The organism is Oxalobacteraceae bacterium OTU3CINTB1 (genome assembly GCA_024123955.1).
In the GTDB taxonomy this organism is placed as follows: Bacteria; Pseudomonadota; Gammaproteobacteria; order Burkholderiales; family Burkholderiaceae_D; genus Rugamonas.
This window is the reverse complement of record CP099652.1, coordinates 6,419,362-6,435,401: the sequence shown is the minus strand read 5'-3', so window position 1 is coordinate 6,435,401 and position 16,040 is coordinate 6,419,362. Positions and strand designations below refer to the sequence as shown.

The window sequence follows — 16,040 nt, the reverse complement described above, 5'->3', positions numbered from 1 at the left end:
GCCTCCAGATTACCATTACTTCATCACTTTCGCTTCATGGGCGCGTATACGGTCGAGCTTGGCGGCGTACAGCGCGTTCTGCCCTTGCGTGGTGCTGTTCTCCAGCGCCTTGCGCATATGCTTGTCGGCGGCGCGCAGGTTGCCCAGCTGGTATTGGCTTACCGCCAGCCAGTAGTGGAACTCGTGGTAGTCGGGGGAGCGCTCGAGCTCGCGTTCGAACAGGTTGCGCGCGCGCTGGTAGTCGCCGAGATTGACCGCCTCCAGTCCCAGGTGGAAGAAGTGGAACGGCGGGAACGGTTCGAGCCGCGCCAGCCGCTCGCGCACCGCCGCCGCCTCCATCGGACGCTGCAGCGACTCCAGCGTTTGCGCCAGGTTCGACAGGTAGATGGTGTTGTCGGGCGCTTGCCGCAAGACGTAGCGCAAGGTCTGCTCCGCTTGCATCTGGTCGCCGTGGTTCTGGTAGATGACGGCCAAGGTGTTGTAGCCGTTCATGAAGGCCGGATCCACCTGGACGGCCAGCCGCGCGGCCCAGTAGGCGTCGTCGATGCTGCCGGCCGACAGCAGTTCGGCGGCGCGGTTGTTGAGGTACATGGCGACGATGGTGTGTTCCTCGAGCAGGCGGGCGGTTTCGCGCGCCTTGGGCGGGATGGGGATGAAGTCCACCGTCAGCGCATTCGCGGTGTTGACCTGGTAGCCGTCGAGGTAGGAGGTGCGCTTCTTGCCGAGCACCAGGTTGACGTGGTTGGCGGCGAAGTACAGGTTGCCCGAGCGGCTCCAGCTTTCGTCCATCTGGATTTGCTGGAATTGCACGGAGAAGTTGAGTTCGCGCGCCAGCGCGGCCGTCATGATCACCAGCGACAGGCAGTTGCCGGCGCGCGCGTCGAAGGTCTCGGCGGCGTTGCGCGTCATGGCCGCGTCGTATTCGAGCTTGAGCTGGTCGCGGGTGTAGAGGGCGTCGAACAGCGCGCGGCGCGGGTCCTGGCCGGCGCCGCGCTGCACCAGGTTGTGCTTGAGGTAGTCGCGCATGCGGTCGCTGAGGGCGAAGATGGCGGTGGTGTCGATCGGTGCGGCGGGGGCTTTGAACAGCTGGTCGTGGAATAGTTCGGCTACCGGCGCGCGCTGCGCCGGCGATTGGCTGGCGCAGCCGCCGACGCAGAACGCGACGGCGCACCAGAGCATGGCCCATGGCTTCATGACTTGTCTCCCTTTGCTGCGGAGCACAAGGCCGGCGCCGCACCAGGCAGCGGACTCTGTGTTCCGCCTTGGAGAAAGTATCGGCCGCTAATCCGGTGCTGTCAACGAGTATCCATGTTGCGTCGCGGGCGGTTTCACCTACCCCAACGGGCGCACATCGACCGGCTGTCCCTGGCCGTCGAAACGCAGCGCCACCGACACCGCTTCGATGCCGATGCTGGCCAGCGCGTCGCGCAGGTCGTCCACTTCCACTTCGAGGTCGGCGGTGATGTCGAGCGGCTTGTCGCACGTGGCCAGCACCTCGGCGCCGGCCGCCAGTTGCACGCGCAGCAGCATTTCATCGTCGACATCGGTCGGCGCGATGATGGCGCTGACCTGGTCCGGCGCGTGCGATCCCAGCGCCTGGTTGAGCTCGGACAAGATGCGCAGCATGTCGTACTCGGACTGCCCCTGCGCGCGGGCGCCGAAGAACAGGTCCTGGTAGAGGAAATTGAGCGTCAGGGCCGGATCGGCGCCACGCCCGCGTCCCAGGCAGCGCGCCACCAGCGCGCCGTATTGTTCCGTCCATTTCTGGTAGCGCTCGGCGCGCTTGGCGAAGTGGGCGTCGGCCGCCTTCTCGCCGGCCGGCACCTGGTAGAAGGCGTCGTCGGCGCGCTTGAGCGCAAAGCCGAGCAGGAAGCGCAACTCGACGGCGCTGTCGTCCGGGCCGAAGCCGGCCGGCGTCCAGCCGGCCGCCATGCTGCGCTCGAGCGCCGGCGCGGCGGTGATTTTCTTCTCCGTCAGCGTCTGCGCCGCTTCGCGCACCATGCTGTGCAACTGGCCGTAGCTGATCCGCTCGAACTCGGTCAGGTCATAGGCGTGGCTGACCAGCACCACCTTGGCCTTGGGGCTTTCCAGGCCGGCGTCGTTGAAGCTGGCGAGCAGCGCGTCGTAGGCGTCGCCGTCCTGGAAGTCGGCGGCCGGGTCGAGTCCGCCCTGGCTGTGCACGAACACCGGAATGGCGAAGGCGTCGATCTCCATCTCGGGCGCGCCCTCGCGCCGCAGCAGCAGGCTGGCGGCGCCTTCCTCCACGGCGGTGCGCAGGTAGCGGTAGCCGTCGACGGCTTCGTCGCGCGCCAGTTCGATGGCGCCGTACAGCACCTCGTCCTTGCCCTGGTTGAGCAGCTTGCGCAGCAGGCGCTGGAAGTCGAGCGCCTTTTGCGCCAGTTCGGCGCGGGTGCTCTCGGCCACGATATCGTTGTTGAATTCACCGTCCGACAGGTCCAGCGCGAGCGCGCACAGTTCGGTGGTTTGCTGCTCGTCCTTGAGTTCCGGCGAGTTGGCGGATTTGCGCGGTACGGGGCGCTTGTTCTTAGGCATGTAGGTGGGGTCGTCTTATCGTTCGTGGTGGAAGGCTTCGTGCAGCTCGTCGAGCAGGTCGGCGGTTTCGTCCTCGGTCAGGCCGAGGTGCTGGCAGGCCAGCGCGCCGCCTTTTTCCCATTCGTGCGACATGCGGCGGCCGTGGAAGCGTTCGATGCCTTTTTCGGCCAGCAGCGCCAGCGCCACCAGCGAGCGCACGGCGTCGTCGGTGGCCGGGTCGTCGAGCACGCGGTAGTCGTGGTGCAGCAGGATGGCCCAGGAGACGTCCGGCGACAGCCCCCAGTTGCGCGCCAGCAGGCAGCCGATGGCGGCGTGGTTGGTGCTGTAGCGCTGGTCTTCGACGGCGGTGAACGGCAGCCCGGCCTCGTGGCAGGCGTCGGCGTAGGTGTCGGCGTAGTCGCTGAAGCGGTTCATCAGCAGCGGCACGCCGATGTCGCAGAACAGGCCGAAGGTGTGGGCGATGTCGGGCGGGGCGATGCGCAGCTTGCGCGAGATGAACACCAGCGCCTGGGCGCGCCGCGCCGACACTTCCCAGAACGCGTTCAGGTCCGATTCCTTGCCTTCGATGGCCTGGCGCGCGAGCAGCCCGGTCAGCAGCGCGGCGCACTGGTCGACGCCGAGGAAGTTGATGCCCTGTTCAACCGACTTGGCCTTGCGGGCGGCGCCGAAGAACGGCGAGTTGGCCAGCTTGAGCAGGGCGCCGGACATGCCGACGTCGTTGCCGATGATGCGGGCGATGCGGCGCGGCGACGGGTCGGACTGGGCCAGCTCGCGCTGCAGGTCGACAAGCAGGCTGGGCCGTGGAGGAATACGGATGGAGCGCATCAGCGCTTCTTCCACCGCGTTTTCTACTGGCATGGCTGGGGCTGCAACTGTCGTCATGTTGTTCTTCAGGTGTCAAAGGCGGCGCGCGGCCCCGATGGGCGGCCGGCGCGGGCAAATGTTGGGCGTGCGAATGAGCATGCGTACCCAACATTATCGCCGCAAGCGCGCGCCGGTTGCGCGAATTTCTCCCGATTTTATTGCTTTGGGGCTACAGAGGCTTCAAATTTGTCGCAAATTTTGGCCCGTGACACAAATTTGATGTCGCTTCGATAACGATTCAATAGCCCGGCCGTGGTTGCGCGGTCCAGATTGGCATTTACAATATCGCCATGACCAATGTTATCGCAGGGATCAATTTTGCCGCGCCGTCGCACGAGGTGGCGCGCCGGCTCATCGGCGTGACGGTGCTGGTCGACGGCGTCGGCGGGCGCATCGTCGAGACCGAGGCCTACGACCGCGAGGAGCCGGCTTCGCATTGCTATATCGGTGAGACGCCGCGCAATTTCTCGATGTTCGGCCCGCCCGGGCGCAGCTATGTCTACCGTTCGCACGGGTTGCACTGGTGCCTCAATTTCGTTTGCCGCGAGGAGGGCCACGGCGCCGGGGTGCTGATCCGCGCGCTCGAACCGGTGCAGGGATTGGAGCGGATGCGCGAGCGGCGCGGCATGGACGACGAACGGCTGCTGTGTGCCGGACCGGGGCGGCTATGCCAGGCGCTGGGCGTGACGCGCGAGCATAACAATCTGCCGCTCGACGCGCCGCCGTTCCTGCTGCTGCCGCCCGACCACGGGTCGCCGGCGCATGAGCCGATCGTCGTGCTAGCCGGCCCGCGCATCGGCATTTCGAAAGCCGTGGAGCTGCCGTGGCGCTTCGGCGTGGCCGGCTCGCGCTTTTTGAGCAAACCCATGCGCGCCTGAGGCCGCGCCGGCGACGGCCACCGGCGCCGCCGGCGGCTCGACCTTGAACACCGACACCGCCTGCGACAGGTGCACCGCCTGGTCCTGCAGGCTCTCGGCGGCGGCCGCCGCCTGTTCTACCAGCGCTGCGTTCTGCTGCGTGACGTCGTCCATCTGTCCGACCGCCTGGTTGACCTCGGCGATGCCCAGCGCCTGCTCGGCGCTGGCGTCGCTGATGCGGGCGATGATGTCGTTGACCTCGCGCACCGAGTCGACGATGTCGCCCATGCGCTCGCCGGCCTGGTGCACCGAGGCGCTGCCGCTGTCGATGGTGGCCACCGAGGCCGCGATCAGGGTTTTGATTTCCTTGGCCGCCGCCGCCGAGCGCTGCGCCAGCGTGCGCACTTCCGACGCCACCACAGCGAACCCGCGCCCCTGCTCGCCGGCGCGCGCCGCCTCGACGGCCGCGTTGAGCGCCAGGATGTTGGTCTGGAACGAGATGCTGTCGATGACGCTGATGATGTCGACGATCTGGCGCGAGCTGGCGCGGATCGACGTCATCGTCTGCACCGCCTGCTGCACGGCGGCGCCGCCGCGCTGCGCCATGTCGGTGGCGCTGGCGGCCAGCTTGCAGGCCTGCTGGGCGTTGGCGGCGTTCTGCTGCACCGCCCGGGTCAGGCTGTCCATCGCGCTGGCGGTCTGTTCGAGCGAGCTGGCCTGCATTTCGGTGCGGGTCGACAGATCGAGGTTGCCGCTGGCGATTTCGTGGGCGGCGGTGTCGATCGAGCGCACCGCCGTCAGGATCGTGCCCAGGGTCTGCGTCAGGTTGCTCATGGTCTGGTCGAGCATGCGCGCGGTGTCGGCGATTTCATCGCGGCCGTCGTTGCGCCGGCCGGTGCCTAGGCGGCCCGCCGCCAGCGCCACGACGACGTCGGCGATGCCGCGGATGTCGCGCAGCATGGCGCCGCGCACCGCCATCGTCACGCCCAGCGACAGCGCGATCGACAGCAGCACGATGACAGCCATGGTGGTGGTGAGGGTGGCGAAGTCGCCGGTGGCGCGGGCGTGCGCCTGTTCGCTCAGTTGCTTTTGCAGCGCCGACATTTTCGCCAGCTGGTCGTTGAGCTGCAGGAACTGGGTTTCCGCCTTGGCCATCGAGTTGGTGGCGATGCTTTGATCCATCTGCGCCATGTCCATCGTTTCGAGCACGGCCTTGCGGTAGGCCGCCAGCGACTGCAGCGACTGATCGACGAGCTTGCGCTCGGCCTCGTCGGCGCCGGCTTCGGCGGCCAGCCGGCGCAGACCGGCCTCGACGCCGGCGTGGCGCGCCTTGATCTGTTTGCCCAGCGCGTCGAGCCGCGCCTGCGCGAAGCTGCCGTTGACCCAGGCCAGCAACTGGTAGATGTGGGCATGGGCGTAGCGCGCCTCGCCGGAGACGTCTGCCGCCGCCTTGAGGCGCTCGGCGCGCACCTGCACCAGGTTCTGCATCGAGGCGTTCTGGCGCACCATGCCGTAGTAGCCGGCGGCGGCGGTGACGATCAACAGCACCAGCACCAGGCCGGGCGCGAGCAGCAGTTTGGGACCTATCCGTAATTTCTTCAACATGATGCTCTCCGGCGGTTGCGTCGTGATTATTTCTTGTAGATGCCCGCCTCCAGCACGGCGTCGCCGACGCGCAGGATGTAGGTGGTTTTCGGCTCGATCTTGCCGGTGGTTGGATTCTTGTACTGGTAGTCGACCCAGCCGCTGCCTTTTTTGGCGGCCAGCTCGATGATCTCGCGGCGGTATTTCTTGCCGCTGGCGTCGGGCACGTCGGTCAAGTCCTTGCCGACGATGGACGGGTTGATCGGATGGGCCAGCACGATGCCGGTGTTGATATCGCGCATGTCCACATACAGCGAGCCCTGCACATAGTCGGGGTCCTTGGCGGTGATCTTTTTCATCATCGCTTCCTTGCCGTTGGCCTTCATGAAGGCGGCGCCTTTTTCGGCTATGGCGATGGCGTCTTTCTCGGTCGGCTCGCTGGCGTGGGCGGCCGGCAGGTTGAACAGGGCGGTCGCTGCGATGGCGGCCAGGGCGAAGTGCGCGAAGTGCAGTTTCATGGCGGTTCCTTGTCAGGTGAGGGGATTGCTCGGGTCAACTTTACGCCCGCCCCGGTCGCCGGGATTGCGCTGTCGCAAGGTGTGGCCGCATGGCAATTACGACCGTGGTTTTATTGCCGCTTGCGCCGCGTCTCTAAATATTTCCAAGTGTCACTTGATTTTCGGCAATTTCAATGGCCCATGGGCAGCCTACGATTCAGTTTCCGCCACCCCACAAAAGCGATAGGAAACCGCCATGACCACCAACCTGAATTCGTCCGGGACCCCGAGCGCCGCGCAGGCGCCGAAGTTCAAACCCTTCATCCGCCAGACCATCGCCAACTCGCGCCAGTGGGAATGGATACCGCCCGAGTTGCAGGAGGCGGTGCAGGTGGTGTCGCATGTGCTGCCGTTCCGCACCAACGAATACGTGCTAGACCATCTGATCGACTGGAACAACATCCCCGACGATCCGATCTACCGCCTGGTGTTCCCGCACAAGGACATGCTGCAGGCGGACGACTACGCCCAGCTGCGCGAACTGGTGCTGGGCCACGCCAACCAGCCGGCGATGGCCGAACTGGTGCGCAAGATCCGCCTGCGCATGAACCCGCACCCGGCCGGACAGATGACGCACAACGTGCCGCGTGTAAACGACGCGCCGGTCAAGGGCCTGCAGCACAAGTACAAGGAGACGGTGCTGTTCTTCCCCAGCGCCGGCCAGACCTGCCACGCCTATTGCACCTTCTGCTTCCGCTGGCCGCAGTTCGTCGGCATGGACGACATGAAGTTCGACGCCCGCGAGTCGCACGAGCTGGCGGCCTACCTGAAGCTGCATCCGGAGGTGACCGATGTGCTGATCACCGGCGGCGATCCGCTGATCATGAACACCCGCTCGCTCGAGGCCTATATCGAGCCGCTGCTGGTGCCGGAGCTGGCGCATATCCAGAACATCCGCATCGGCACCAAGTCGGTGGCCTACTGGCCGCAGCGCTTCGTCACCGACCGCGACGCCGACGATTTGCTGCGCCTGTTCGAGCGGGTGGTCGCCAGCGGCAAGAACATGGCCATCATGGGCCATTACAACCACGCGGTGGAGCTGCGCTCGGAGATCGCCCAGCGCGCCGTCAAGCGCATCGTCGGCACCGGCGCCACCCTGCGCATGCAAGGCCCGCTGATCCGCCACATCAACGAAGATCCGAAAAGCTGGGCCGAGCTGTGGCAGACCGGCGTGCGCTTGGGCGCGATTCCGTACTATATGTTCGTCGAGCGCGACACCGGCCCGCGCGAGTATTTCGAGCTGCCGCTGGCGCGCGCGCACGAGATCTTCCAGGAGGCCTACCAGATGGTGTCGGGCCTGGCGCGTACCGTGCGCGGCCCGTCGATGAGCGCCTTCCCCGGCAAGGTGGTGATCGACGGCGTGGCCACCATCGGCGGCGAAAAGGTGTTCGCGCTGCAGTTCCTGCAGGCGCGCAATCCAAACTGGGTGCGCCGTCCGTTCTACGCCAAGTACGATCCGAACGCGACCTGGATGGACCATTTGAAACCGGCCTTCGGCAAGGAGAAATTCTTCTTCGAGGAGGAGGGCGGCAGCCGCAGCGAGTACGGCATCGAGACGCCGGGCCACCGCAAGGTGATTCCGCTGATCTCGGCGCGGCAGGAGGCGGCGGCCGCCGCCGTGTCCGCCGGTTGCAGCGCCCCCAACGCCGCATAGGTGACGCCATGCTGACCCGGGAACGGACGCGGGAGGATGTGGTGCGCATGCCGCCACCGCCGACCCGCAATGCGGCCACAGGGGTCGGACCCCGTACGGGATCCGACCCCGCGCCTCCGGTTTGCGGGTTGGGGGCGCCGCCGCCCAAACTGTCGGGAAGCGCCGTGTTCATGCTGGTGTTCCTGCCGTTCGCGCTGGGCCACTTCCTGTCGGCGCTGATGCGCACGGTGAACGCGACGGTGGCGCCGCAACTGGTAACGGCGCTCGCGCTCACGCCCGGCCAACTGGGGCTGCTGACCAGCGCCTTCTTTTTCGCCTTCGCGCTGGTCCAGCTGCCGGTCGGCATCGCGCTCGACCGCTGGGGGCCGGCCAAGGTCCAGCTGCCGATGCTGATCTTGGCCGCGCTGGGCGCGCTGGCTTTCTCCGGCGGCCACACCTTCGCCGAACTGCTGGTGGCGCGCGCCGTCATCGGCCTGGGCGTGGGCGGCTGCTTCATGTCGGCGGTGAAGGCGATTTCGACCTGGATCGCGCCGTCGCGCATGCCCTCGGTGCAGGGCTACCTGATCGCCGTCGGCGGCCTGGGGGCGGCGTCGGCCACCTTGCCGGTGCGCCTGGCCTTGCACTACACGGACTGGCGCGGCCTGTTCGTCGTGCTGGCCGTCGCGGCCGTGACCACCGGTTTGCTGATCCGCATGCTGGCGCCGTCGCAGCCGCCGTTGCCGGCGCACGGATCGGGCAGGGGATCGGTGATGGCGACGATGGGCGAGGTCTACCGCCATCCGGCTTTCCGCGAGGTGGCCATGCTGGTGCTGATTCCGCATACGGTATTTTTCGGCATGCAGGGCTTGTGGATCAGCCGCTGGCTGACCGACGCCGCCCGATTTTCCGACGAGGCGGTCGGCTACCTGCTGTATCTGAGCATGGCCGCTATCATCTTTGGAGCCATCGCGGTGGGCATGATCACCGAGTGGGCCGGGCGGCGCGGCGTGCCGCCGATCCGCGTGGCGGCGGCCGGCGTGGCGCTTTTCATCCTGGTGCAACTGGGCTTTGTGTTCAACTGGCCGCCCAGCTACCAGACCCTGTCGGTGCTGTTTACGCTGGTGGGCACGGTGACCGGCATCGAGTACGCGATCGTCGCGCAGAACCTGCCCGGCAGCTTGACGGGACGGGCCGCCACCTGCCTGAACCTGCTCATTTTCCTGGGCGCGTTCGCGGTGCAGGCGGGCTTCGGCATGGTGGTCGGCTGCTGGCGGCCCAATCTGATGCAGCAGTACCCGGTACAGGCCTACCAGGTCGGCTTCGCGGTGCTGGTGTTGCTGCAGTTGCCCGGATTGGGATGGTTCGTGTGGCGGCGCTGGAGACGGCCGTCCGGTTCCGGTAGAATGGACCTCCATTCCGGCAACCCGGCGACCAGCCCTTCATGACGCGATGACCAAACTTCAACAGGCCCAGAACGGACACGGCGCGGACAACGCGTTCACCTCCCTGCCGCGCAGTTGGCAGGATTGGATCAAGGAGAATCTGGCGCGCGCGTGCAGCCCGCTGGACATGGCCAACAGCATGGCCCGCTCGGGCCAGTACAGCATGGCCGCGGCCAGCGCCGCCATCGACGAAGCCCTGCGCATGCGGGCGCGGGACGATGGCGCCGCCGCCGGCGAGTCCGGGCCGCCGCAAAGCGTGTTCGTGGCGCCGCAGCAGATGCCCTTCATCGACATCGAACGCAATCGCGTCGCCGCCCCGGACCGCGAGGTCGAGCTGCTGTTCGTGCTCAAACAGCCACAGGTGATCCTGCTCGGCAATGTGCTCAGCATGGAGGAATGCGACGCCATCGTCGCCCACTGCGGCACGCGCTACACCCGCTCGACCGTCACCGGCGAGGCCGACGGCGCCAGCGTGGTGCACGAGGGCCGCACCAGCGAGATGGCCTTCATCCAGCGCGGCGAGGCCGAGGTGGCAGAGCGCATCGAACGGCGCCTGGCGGCGCTGGCGCACTGGCCGGCCGAATGCGGCGAACCGTTCCAGCTGCAGAAGTACAACAGCACGCAGGAGTACCGGCCGCACTTCGACTGGCTCGACCCGGACAGCAGCGGCCACCAGAGCCACCTGCAGCGCGGCGGCCAGCGCCTGGCCACGTTCATCCTGTACCTGAGCGACGTCGAGCAGGGCGGCGGCACCGTCTTCCCCGGCATCGGCCTGGAGGTGTACCCGAAAAAGGGCAACGCGCTGTGGTTCCTCAACACCGACGCCAACCACCAGCCGGACCGGCAAACGCTGCACGGCGGCGCGCCGGTGGTCAGCGGCACCAAGATCATCGCCAACAAATGGTTGAGACAGGGACGCTACGGTTAGAATGTCGCAGACATCTTAACCAAGGAACTGTATGAGACTTGTGCGTTACGGCCGTCCCGGCAAAGAGAAACCTGGCCTGATCGATGACGAAGGCAAGCTGCGCGACCTGTCCGGCGTGATCGACGACATCGGCGCCGAGCAGCTGTCGCCCAAGGCGCTGCGCAAGCTGGAGAAAATTCCGCAAGCGTCGCTGCCGCTGGTGCGCGGCAATCCGCGCTACGGCGTACCGATCGCGCGCGTGGGCAAATTCATCGGCATCGGCCTCAATTATTCCGACCACGCGGCCGAAATCGGCATGCCGGCGCCGAAGGAACCGGTGGTGTTCATGAAGGCCGTCACCTGCGTCAATGGCCCGGACGATCCGGTGATGCTGCCGCAAGGGTCGAAGAAGACCGACTGGGAAGTGGAGCTGGGCGTGGTGATCGGCACGCGCGCGCAATACGTCAGCGAAGCGGACGCGCTCAAGTACGTGGCCGGCTATTGCGTGGTCAACGACGTCTCGGAACGCGCCTTCCAGCTGGAGATGGGCACGCAGTGGGACAAGGGCAAGGGTTGCGACACCTTCGGTCCGATCGGCCCGTGGCTGGTGACGCAGGAGGATATTTACGATGTGCAGAAGCTCGATCTGTACCTGGATCTGAACGGCAAGCGCATGCAGACCGGGTGCACCGAGACGATGGTGTTCTCGGTGGCGCAGATCATCAGCTATCTGTCGAAGTTCATGACACTGGAGCCGGGCGACGTGATCGCCACCGGCACGCCGCCGGGCGTTGGCCAGGCGCGCAAACCGCAGCGCTTCCTGAAGAAAGGCGACACACTGCGCCTGGGCATCGCCGGCCTGGGCGAACAGCAGCAGGACGTCATCGCCTGGCAAGCGCGCTGAGCGTTTCAGCACGCCGGGGTCAAGTCTGACAATCGGACACGGATTGAACCGTCGCGGTGGCTTTACTGACGGGGTCGTGTCCGAATGTCAGACTTGACCCCGATTTTGCGCGGCGTTGCGTCACAACACACTGGCAAACGCCCGCGTGACTGCATCCCCAAGCCGCGTGGTTATCTCCGCCAGCTCCGCCTCGGTGCTGGTGAACGGCGGCGCCAGCAAGATATGGTCGCCCAGCCGGCCGTCGATGGTGCCGCCCATCGGGTACACCATCAACCCCACCGCCATCGCCTGTTCCTTGATCGCCGCGTGCAGCTTGAGTTCCGGATCGAACGGCGCCTTGCTCTCGCGGTCCTTGACCAGCTCCATCCCGATAAACAGCCCGCGCCCGCGAATATCGCCCACATGCGGATGCTCGCCGAAGGCCTCGCGCAGTATGCGGCGGAAGCAGGCGCCGCGCACCGTCACTTCGCCCAGCAGGTTGTCGCGCTGGATCACCTTCTGCACCGCCAGCGCGGCGGCGGCGGCGATCGGATGCCCCATATAGGTGTGGCCATGCTGGAACGCGCCGCTGCCGTCGCGCAGGCGCTCGACGATGTGGTCGCGCGCCAGCACCGCGCCGATCGGCTGGTAGCCGGCGCCGAGGCCTTTGCCCAGCACCACCAGGTCGGGCAGGGCGCCCTCCTGCTCGAACGCATACAAGGTGCCGGTGCGGCCCATGCCGCACATGACTTCATCGGCGATCCACAGGATGCCGTACTGGTCGCACAGCTGGCGCACGCCGCGGAAGTAGCCCGGCGTCGGCGGCACGGCGCCGGAGGTGGCGCCGACCACCGTCTCGGCGCAGAAGGCGATCACGCGCGACGGTCCGGCGGCAAGGATGCGCGCTTCCAGCTCGCGCAGCAGGCCGTCGGTGTAGGTGTCGACGCTCTGGTCCTTGGCGCGGTGGCGGTATTCGTAGCAGGGCGACACGCGCGGCACGTTCATCAGCAGCGGCTCGAACGGACGGCGGCGCCACTCGTTCCCACCGATGGCCAGCGCGCCGAGGGTGTTGCCATGATAGCTCTGGCGGCGGGCGATGAAGACGCTGCGTTCGGTGTCGCCCGCCTCGACGAAGTACTGGCGCGCCAGCTTGAGCGCCGTCTCCATCGCCTCCGAGCCACCGGAGACGAGGTAGACGTGATTGAGGTCGCCGGGGGCGTCGCTGGCCAGGCGCGTGGCCAGTTCCTCTGCCGGCTCGCAGGTGAAGAACGCGGTGTGGGCATAGGCGTTGCGGTCGATCTGGTCGTGCATCGCGGCCAGCACGTCGGGGTGGCCGTGGCCCAGCGACGAGACGGCGGCGCCGCCGCTGGCATCGAGATAGCTGTTGCCCTGGCTGTCGCGCACCGTCAGCCCGGAGGCACTGACGGCCAGCGGCGGCGGGCGGCGCAGGTTGCGGTGGATGATGTGGCTCATGGCGTCCTTTCTGGCGTGGGGAAGAGTGTGACCGACAGCAGAAGATAGCGCCGATCGGCTTGTATTCCCTTGATAAATGCCGGAACATAAGTGAATTGTTTCCCAAAGCCACAAGGAAGAATGTTATGAACGATCGACTGGGACCGATTCCCTTCGCCCACATGAGCGCGAGCCAGCAGGTGGCGGCGCAGGCGGTCATCGACGGCCCGCGCGGCGCGTTGTACGGGCCGTTCGTGCCGCTGATCCGCAGCCCGGAGCTGATGGCGGCGGCGCAGCGCATGGGCGAGTACCTGCGCTACCGCAGCGCCATCGGCACGCGGCTGACGGAGCTGGCGATCCTGGTGACGGCGCGCCAATGGAGCCAGCAGGTGGAGTGGGCGATCCACGAGCCGATCGCGCGCGACCACGGCATCGCCGACGGCGTGATCGCGGCGATCGCGGCGCGCCGGCGGCCCGAGGACATGGCGCCGGACGAAGCGCTGGTCCACGATTTCTGCGTGATGCTGCACCAGCGCCAACGGATCGACGACGACACCTACGCGGCGGCGCTGGCGCTGTTCGGCGAGCATGGCGTCGTCGATTTGATGGGGATCAACGGCTACTACACTTTTTTGGCGATGGTGATGAACGCGGCGCAGACGGAGGTGCCGGCATCGGCCGCAGTCCCACTGCCGGAATAGCTTTATACTGATGCCTAATGTTCAAGGGGTTGGTCATGGCGGAAATCAATGTGAAGGAGGCGGTCAAAGCCGCCAAGGACGCGTTGCTTGAGTTATACGAGGATGATCCTCCGAAGGCAATGGCCTTGGAGGAGATCGAGAAGGTCCAGGACAACGGGCGTCAGCTGTGGGCGGTAACGCTGGGCTTTCTACGACACAATGGGGTAGTCATGCAGACCCAGAACACTATTGGCGCCATCTTTAATCCGGCGCCCAGCCAAATCGACCATCGCGTTTATAAAACAGTGTTTATCGATGCGGCTTCGGGCCAGTTTGTCAAAATGGATATTCGGCAGGTTTCGTAATGTCCAGCCTGGAGCAACAACTGCTCAAGTTGGTGAGCAAGCATAGCGCTCGTGGCATTCTTATCGATACCAATGTCTTGCTGTTATACCTATTCGGGAAGTTGTTGCCATCGGCCATAGGCCAAAAGCGGTTGTCCAAATATGGCATCGAGGATGCTGACCTGATTTCCCAGTTTGTTGGCCGGTTTGGCCAAATTCTCACTACCCAGCACGTATTAGCGGAGACGAGCAACTTGGCCAGACAAATTGTTGGCGGCGGCTTCAGGCATGAAATGTCGCAGCGGCTGCATCCATTGTTTTGCCTGGAAACCCCAGGCTCGCTCAAGTCATGCCATGTCGATGGCCCAGCGATCAGTGCCGACCTGTTCGCGCGACTAGGGCTAACCGATGCCGGCCTCACTACTTTGGTGCAGACGAATACCTTGTTGTTGACGGACGATCTCGACCTATACATATCCGCAGTCTCAACTGGGGGCGACGCCATCAATTTTACGCACATGCGGGAGGCGGCAGGCACGGTGTAGCGCTAGAATGGCACTTCAAATCGTATAGTTCTGGAACGTAATGCCCTCATCTTTATCCGCCTATTTCTCACGCTTACAATCCACCTTGCCGCCCGACGGTCCCGGTTTCAGCGCCGTGGTAGTACAAGACGGCGAAATCGTCTTTGAGCTGCATCATGGTTTGGCGTCGTTGGAGCTGGACGTGCCCCTTTCGGCCCGGTCGGCGTACTACCTCGCGTCCGAATCCAAGCAGTTCATGGCTGCGGCTATTTTGGCGCAAGTGCGGGCGGGCGCGATCGAACTCGATGACGACGTCCGTCCCCATCTGCCGGAGCTGGCCGGCTTCGAACAGCCGTTCGCGTTGCGCGGCCTGCTCAACCACAGCAGCGGCATCCCCGACTATTTCCAGTTCCTGCAGTGCCAGCCCGGCCGCCACGAGGACGACTACTTCTGCAACGCCGACATCCTGGCGCTGATCGCGCGCATGGAAACGGTGGCTTTCCCGAGCGGCAGCGCACACCGCTACAGCAACAGTAACTACATCTTGCTTGCGGCGTTGCTGGAGCGGCTGACGGGGCAAACGGCCGCGCGCCACGTGCGCGAGACGCTGCTGCTACCGCTGGGCATCACGCGCATGGGATTCGACGACGATCGCGGCGCCGTGCTGCCGCAGCGGGTGTCCAGCTACGAGATCGACGAGGCGCCCCGGCGGCTACCGTCAGCACCTGGGCAACGCCAACACGGTGGGCGATGGCGGCATGTACGCGAGCATTGGAGAACTGGTGTTGTGGGAGCGCGAATGGCACCGGCAGTGGGCGCAGCCGGACAGCCTGCTGCACGCGATGCTGCAACCGTCGCCGCTGGCCGATGGCACGGTGCCCGACTACCGCTTCGGCCTGGAGTGGACCCGGCGCTGCGGCCAGGACGTCATCTTCCACGGCGGCTCGCTATGGGGCTTTCATACGCTGCTGCTACGCCTGCCGCAGCAGCGCCTGTCGGTCATCCTGCTTTCCAACTCCGACCGCGTCGAGCCGGAGTGGGAGCAACTGGCCGACGCCTGTATCAAAGAACGCGCTTGAGCCAGGCGCTGATGTCGACGATTTCCTGCTGGCACAGCGAATGCTGCATCGGGTACTCGTGCCATTCGACGTCGTAGCCAAGCTGCTTCAAGGCGTCGCGGGATTGCTCGGCGCGCGCCAGCGGCACCACCGGGTCCATGCGGCCGTGCGCCATGAAGATCGGCGTCGCCAGGCTTTCCTTGGTGTGCTCGGCGCCGGCCTTGGCGGCGATCGGCAGGTAGCCCGACAGGCACATCATGCCCGCCAGCTTTTCCTTGTGGCGCAAGCCCGTTTGCAACGTCATCGCCGAGCCTTGCGAGAAGCCGGCCAGGATGATGCGCGAGGTGGGAATGCCGCGGGCGTTCTCGCGCGCGATCAGCGCTTCGACCTTCAGCTGCGAGGCGCGCAGGCCCGCCTCGTCCTCCTGCCGACCCAGGTCGCTGGCGACGATGTCGTACCACGAGCGCATGACGTAGCCGCCGTTGACGGTGACCGGCATCGTCTCCGCGTTGGGAAAGACGAAGCGGATCGGCGGCAGGCCGCGCAGGTCGAGCTCCTGCGGCATCGGCGCGAAGTCGTTGGCGTCGGCGCCCAGGCCGTGCATCCAGATGATGGCGACGGTCGGATTGGCGCCGGTTTCTTTTTCGATCGTTTGCAGCAGCGTGCTCATGGGGCTCCTTGGGGATGCGGATGGTCGTTGGG

17 protein-coding genes are annotated in these 16,040 nt (G+C 65.9%); 9 read left to right on the top strand and 8 right to left on the bottom strand.

What is annotated here, in order from left to right; translation table 11 throughout:
* Nucleotides 1–15: 15 nt before the first annotated feature.
* The 3 genes from NHH73_28035 to NHH73_28025 all read right to left on the bottom strand — a co-directional run bounded on the left by NHH73_28035 (nt 16) and on the right by NHH73_28025 (nt 3,435).
* A complete protein-coding gene (locus NHH73_28035) occupies nt 16–1,194 on the bottom strand; it encodes a tetratricopeptide repeat protein (protein USX26365.1) in 1,179 nt (392 codons plus the stop codon).
* Nucleotides 1,195–1,332: 138 nt separating this feature from the next.
* Nucleotides 1,333–2,553: a hypothetical protein gene (locus tag NHH73_28030; GenBank protein USX26364.1), complete on the bottom strand. Its 1,221-nt coding sequence runs from the start codon at nt 2,551–2,553 to the stop codon at nt 1,333–1,335.
* Nucleotides 2,554–2,568: 15 nt separating this feature from the next.
* Entirely contained in the window at nt 2,569–3,435 is an 867-nt protein-coding gene (locus NHH73_28025) for an HDOD domain-containing protein (protein USX26363.1), read from the bottom strand.
* A gap of 272 nt (nt 3,436–3,707) precedes the next feature.
* Here NHH73_28025 and NHH73_28020 point away from each other — a divergent pair, with 272 nt between their 5' ends.
* Nucleotides 3,708–4,295: a DNA-3-methyladenine glycosylase gene (locus tag NHH73_28020; protein ID USX26362.1), complete on the top strand. Its 588-nt coding sequence runs from the start codon at nt 3,708–3,710 to the stop codon at nt 4,293–4,295.
* On the opposite strand, the gene NHH73_28015 is transcribed toward NHH73_28020, so the two are convergent.
* Nucleotides 4,197–5,879, bottom strand: coding sequence for a methyl-accepting chemotaxis protein (locus NHH73_28015; GenBank protein ID USX26361.1), 1,683 nt, complete (start codon nt 5,877–5,879; stop codon nt 4,197–4,199). The genes NHH73_28020 and NHH73_28015 overlap by 99 nt on opposite strands.
* A 26-nt stretch (nt 5,880–5,905) precedes the next feature.
* A complete protein-coding gene (locus tag NHH73_28010; GenBank protein USX26360.1) occupies nt 5,906–6,376 on the bottom strand; it encodes a cache domain-containing protein in 471 nt (156 codons plus the stop codon).
* Between the two features lie 235 nt (nt 6,377–6,611).
* Between NHH73_28010 and NHH73_28005 the strand changes: the two genes are divergently transcribed.
* The 4 genes from NHH73_28005 to NHH73_27990 all read left to right on the top strand — a co-directional run bounded on the left by NHH73_28005 (nt 6,612) and on the right by NHH73_27990 (nt 11,301).
* Nucleotides 6,612–8,069, top strand: coding sequence for a lysine 2,3-aminomutase (locus tag NHH73_28005; GenBank protein ID USX26359.1), 1,458 nt, complete (start codon nt 6,612–6,614; stop codon nt 8,067–8,069).
* A 170-nt stretch (nt 8,070–8,239) separates the two neighbouring features.
* Complete coding sequence (locus NHH73_28000; protein ID USX29731.1) at nt 8,240–9,493, top strand: MFS transporter; 1,254 nt, start codon at nt 8,240–8,242, stop codon at nt 9,491–9,493.
* Between the two features lie 4 nt (nt 9,494–9,497).
* Complete coding sequence (locus NHH73_27995) at nt 9,498–10,418, top strand: 2OG-Fe(II) oxygenase (GenBank protein USX26358.1); 921 nt, start codon at nt 9,498–9,500, stop codon at nt 10,416–10,418.
* 31 nt (nt 10,419–10,449) lie between these two features.
* On the top strand, nt 10,450–11,301 hold the full coding sequence (locus tag NHH73_27990; protein USX26357.1) for a fumarylacetoacetate hydrolase family protein: 852 nt from the start codon (nt 10,450–10,452) through the stop codon (nt 11,299–11,301).
* Nucleotides 11,302–11,421: 120 nt separating this feature from the next.
* Here NHH73_27990 and NHH73_27985 read toward each other — a convergent pair whose 3' ends face one another.
* Nucleotides 11,422–12,753 (bottom strand): aspartate aminotransferase family protein, encoded by a 1,332-nt coding sequence (locus tag NHH73_27985; protein ID USX26356.1) that lies wholly within the window; start codon nt 12,751–12,753, stop codon nt 11,422–11,424.
* Nucleotides 12,754–12,878: 125 nt separating this feature from the next.
* On the opposite strand from NHH73_27985, the gene NHH73_27980 reads away from it, so the two are divergent.
* Genes NHH73_27980 through NHH73_27970 form a run of 3 tightly spaced genes read left to right on the top strand, consistent with a single transcriptional unit; the run spans nt 12,879 to nt 14,301 of the window.
* Nucleotides 12,879–13,433 carry a carboxymuconolactone decarboxylase family protein gene (locus NHH73_27980; GenBank protein USX26355.1) on the top strand — a complete coding sequence of 185 codons (555 nt, stop codon included), beginning with the start codon at nt 12,879–12,881 and terminating at the stop codon, nt 13,431–13,433.
* 35 nt (nt 13,434–13,468) lie between these two features.
* Nucleotides 13,469–13,777, top strand: a complete 309-nt coding sequence (locus tag NHH73_27975; GenBank protein ID USX26354.1) for a hypothetical protein — start codon at nt 13,469–13,471, stop codon at nt 13,775–13,777.
* Nucleotides 13,777–14,301 (top strand): hypothetical protein, encoded by a 525-nt coding sequence (locus tag NHH73_27970; GenBank protein USX26353.1) that lies wholly within the window; start codon nt 13,777–13,779, stop codon nt 14,299–14,301. The genes NHH73_27975 and NHH73_27970 overlap by 1 nt, the downstream gene beginning before the upstream one ends.
* A 73-nt stretch (nt 14,302–14,374) precedes the next feature.
* On the opposite strand, the gene NHH73_27965 is transcribed toward NHH73_27970, so the two are convergent.
* On the bottom strand, nt 14,375–14,860 hold the full coding sequence (locus NHH73_27965) for a hypothetical protein (GenBank protein ID USX26352.1): 486 nt from the start codon (nt 14,858–14,860) through the stop codon (nt 14,375–14,377).
* A gap of 178 nt (nt 14,861–15,038) precedes the next feature.
* On the opposite strand from NHH73_27965, the gene NHH73_27960 reads away from it, so the two are divergent.
* Complete coding sequence (locus tag NHH73_27960) at nt 15,039–15,359, top strand: hypothetical protein (protein USX26351.1); 321 nt, start codon at nt 15,039–15,041, stop codon at nt 15,357–15,359.
* Here the strand turns inward: NHH73_27960 and NHH73_27955 are convergent.
* Nucleotides 15,343–16,008 (bottom strand): alpha/beta hydrolase, encoded by a 666-nt coding sequence (locus tag NHH73_27955; GenBank protein ID USX29730.1) that lies wholly within the window; start codon nt 16,006–16,008, stop codon nt 15,343–15,345. The genes NHH73_27960 and NHH73_27955 overlap by 17 nt on opposite strands.
* Between the last annotated feature and the right edge of the window lie 32 nt (nt 16,009–16,040).

Bases quoted from the DNA above. Each gene is read 5' to 3' on its own strand.
- NHH73_27980 (USX26355.1), top strand. From the start codon at position 12,879: ATGAACGATCGACTGGGACCGATTCCCTTCGCCCACATGAGCGCGAGC.
- NHH73_27985 (USX26356.1), bottom strand. From the start codon at position 12,753: ATGAGCCACATCATCCACCGCAACCTGCGCCGCCCGCCGCCGCTGGCC.
- NHH73_28015 (USX26361.1), bottom strand. From the start codon at position 5,879: ATGTTGAAGAAATTACGGATAGGTCCCAAACTGCTGCTCGCGCCCGGC.
- NHH73_27960 (USX26351.1), top strand. From the start codon at position 15,039: ATGTACGCGAGCATTGGAGAACTGGTGTTGTGGGAGCGCGAATGGCAC.
- NHH73_28035 (USX26365.1), bottom strand. From the start codon at position 1,194: ATGAAGCCATGGGCCATGCTCTGGTGCGCCGTCGCGTTCTGCGTCGGC.
- NHH73_28000 (USX29731.1), top strand. From the start codon at position 8,240: ATGCTGGTGTTCCTGCCGTTCGCGCTGGGCCACTTCCTGTCGGCGCTG.
- NHH73_27990 (USX26357.1), top strand. From the start codon at position 10,450: ATGAGACTTGTGCGTTACGGCCGTCCCGGCAAAGAGAAACCTGGCCTG.
- NHH73_27970 (USX26353.1), top strand. From the start codon at position 13,777: ATGTCCAGCCTGGAGCAACAACTGCTCAAGTTGGTGAGCAAGCATAGC.
- NHH73_28030 (USX26364.1), bottom strand. From the start codon at position 2,553: ATGCCTAAGAACAAGCGCCCCGTACCGCGCAAATCCGCCAACTCGCCG.
- NHH73_27975 (USX26354.1), top strand. From the start codon at position 13,469: ATGGCGGAAATCAATGTGAAGGAGGCGGTCAAAGCCGCCAAGGACGCG.
- NHH73_28005 (USX26359.1), top strand. From the start codon at position 6,612: ATGACCACCAACCTGAATTCGTCCGGGACCCCGAGCGCCGCGCAGGCG.
- NHH73_27995 (USX26358.1), top strand. From the start codon at position 9,498: ATGACCAAACTTCAACAGGCCCAGAACGGACACGGCGCGGACAACGCG.
- NHH73_27955 (USX29730.1), bottom strand. From the start codon at position 16,008: ATGAGCACGCTGCTGCAAACGATCGAAAAAGAAACCGGCGCCAATCCG.
- NHH73_28020 (USX26362.1), top strand. From the start codon at position 3,708: ATGACCAATGTTATCGCAGGGATCAATTTTGCCGCGCCGTCGCACGAG.
- NHH73_28025 (USX26363.1), bottom strand. From the start codon at position 3,435: ATGACGACAGTTGCAGCCCCAGCCATGCCAGTAGAAAACGCGGTGGAA.
- NHH73_28010 (USX26360.1), bottom strand. From the start codon at position 6,376: ATGAAACTGCACTTCGCGCACTTCGCCCTGGCCGCCATCGCAGCGACC.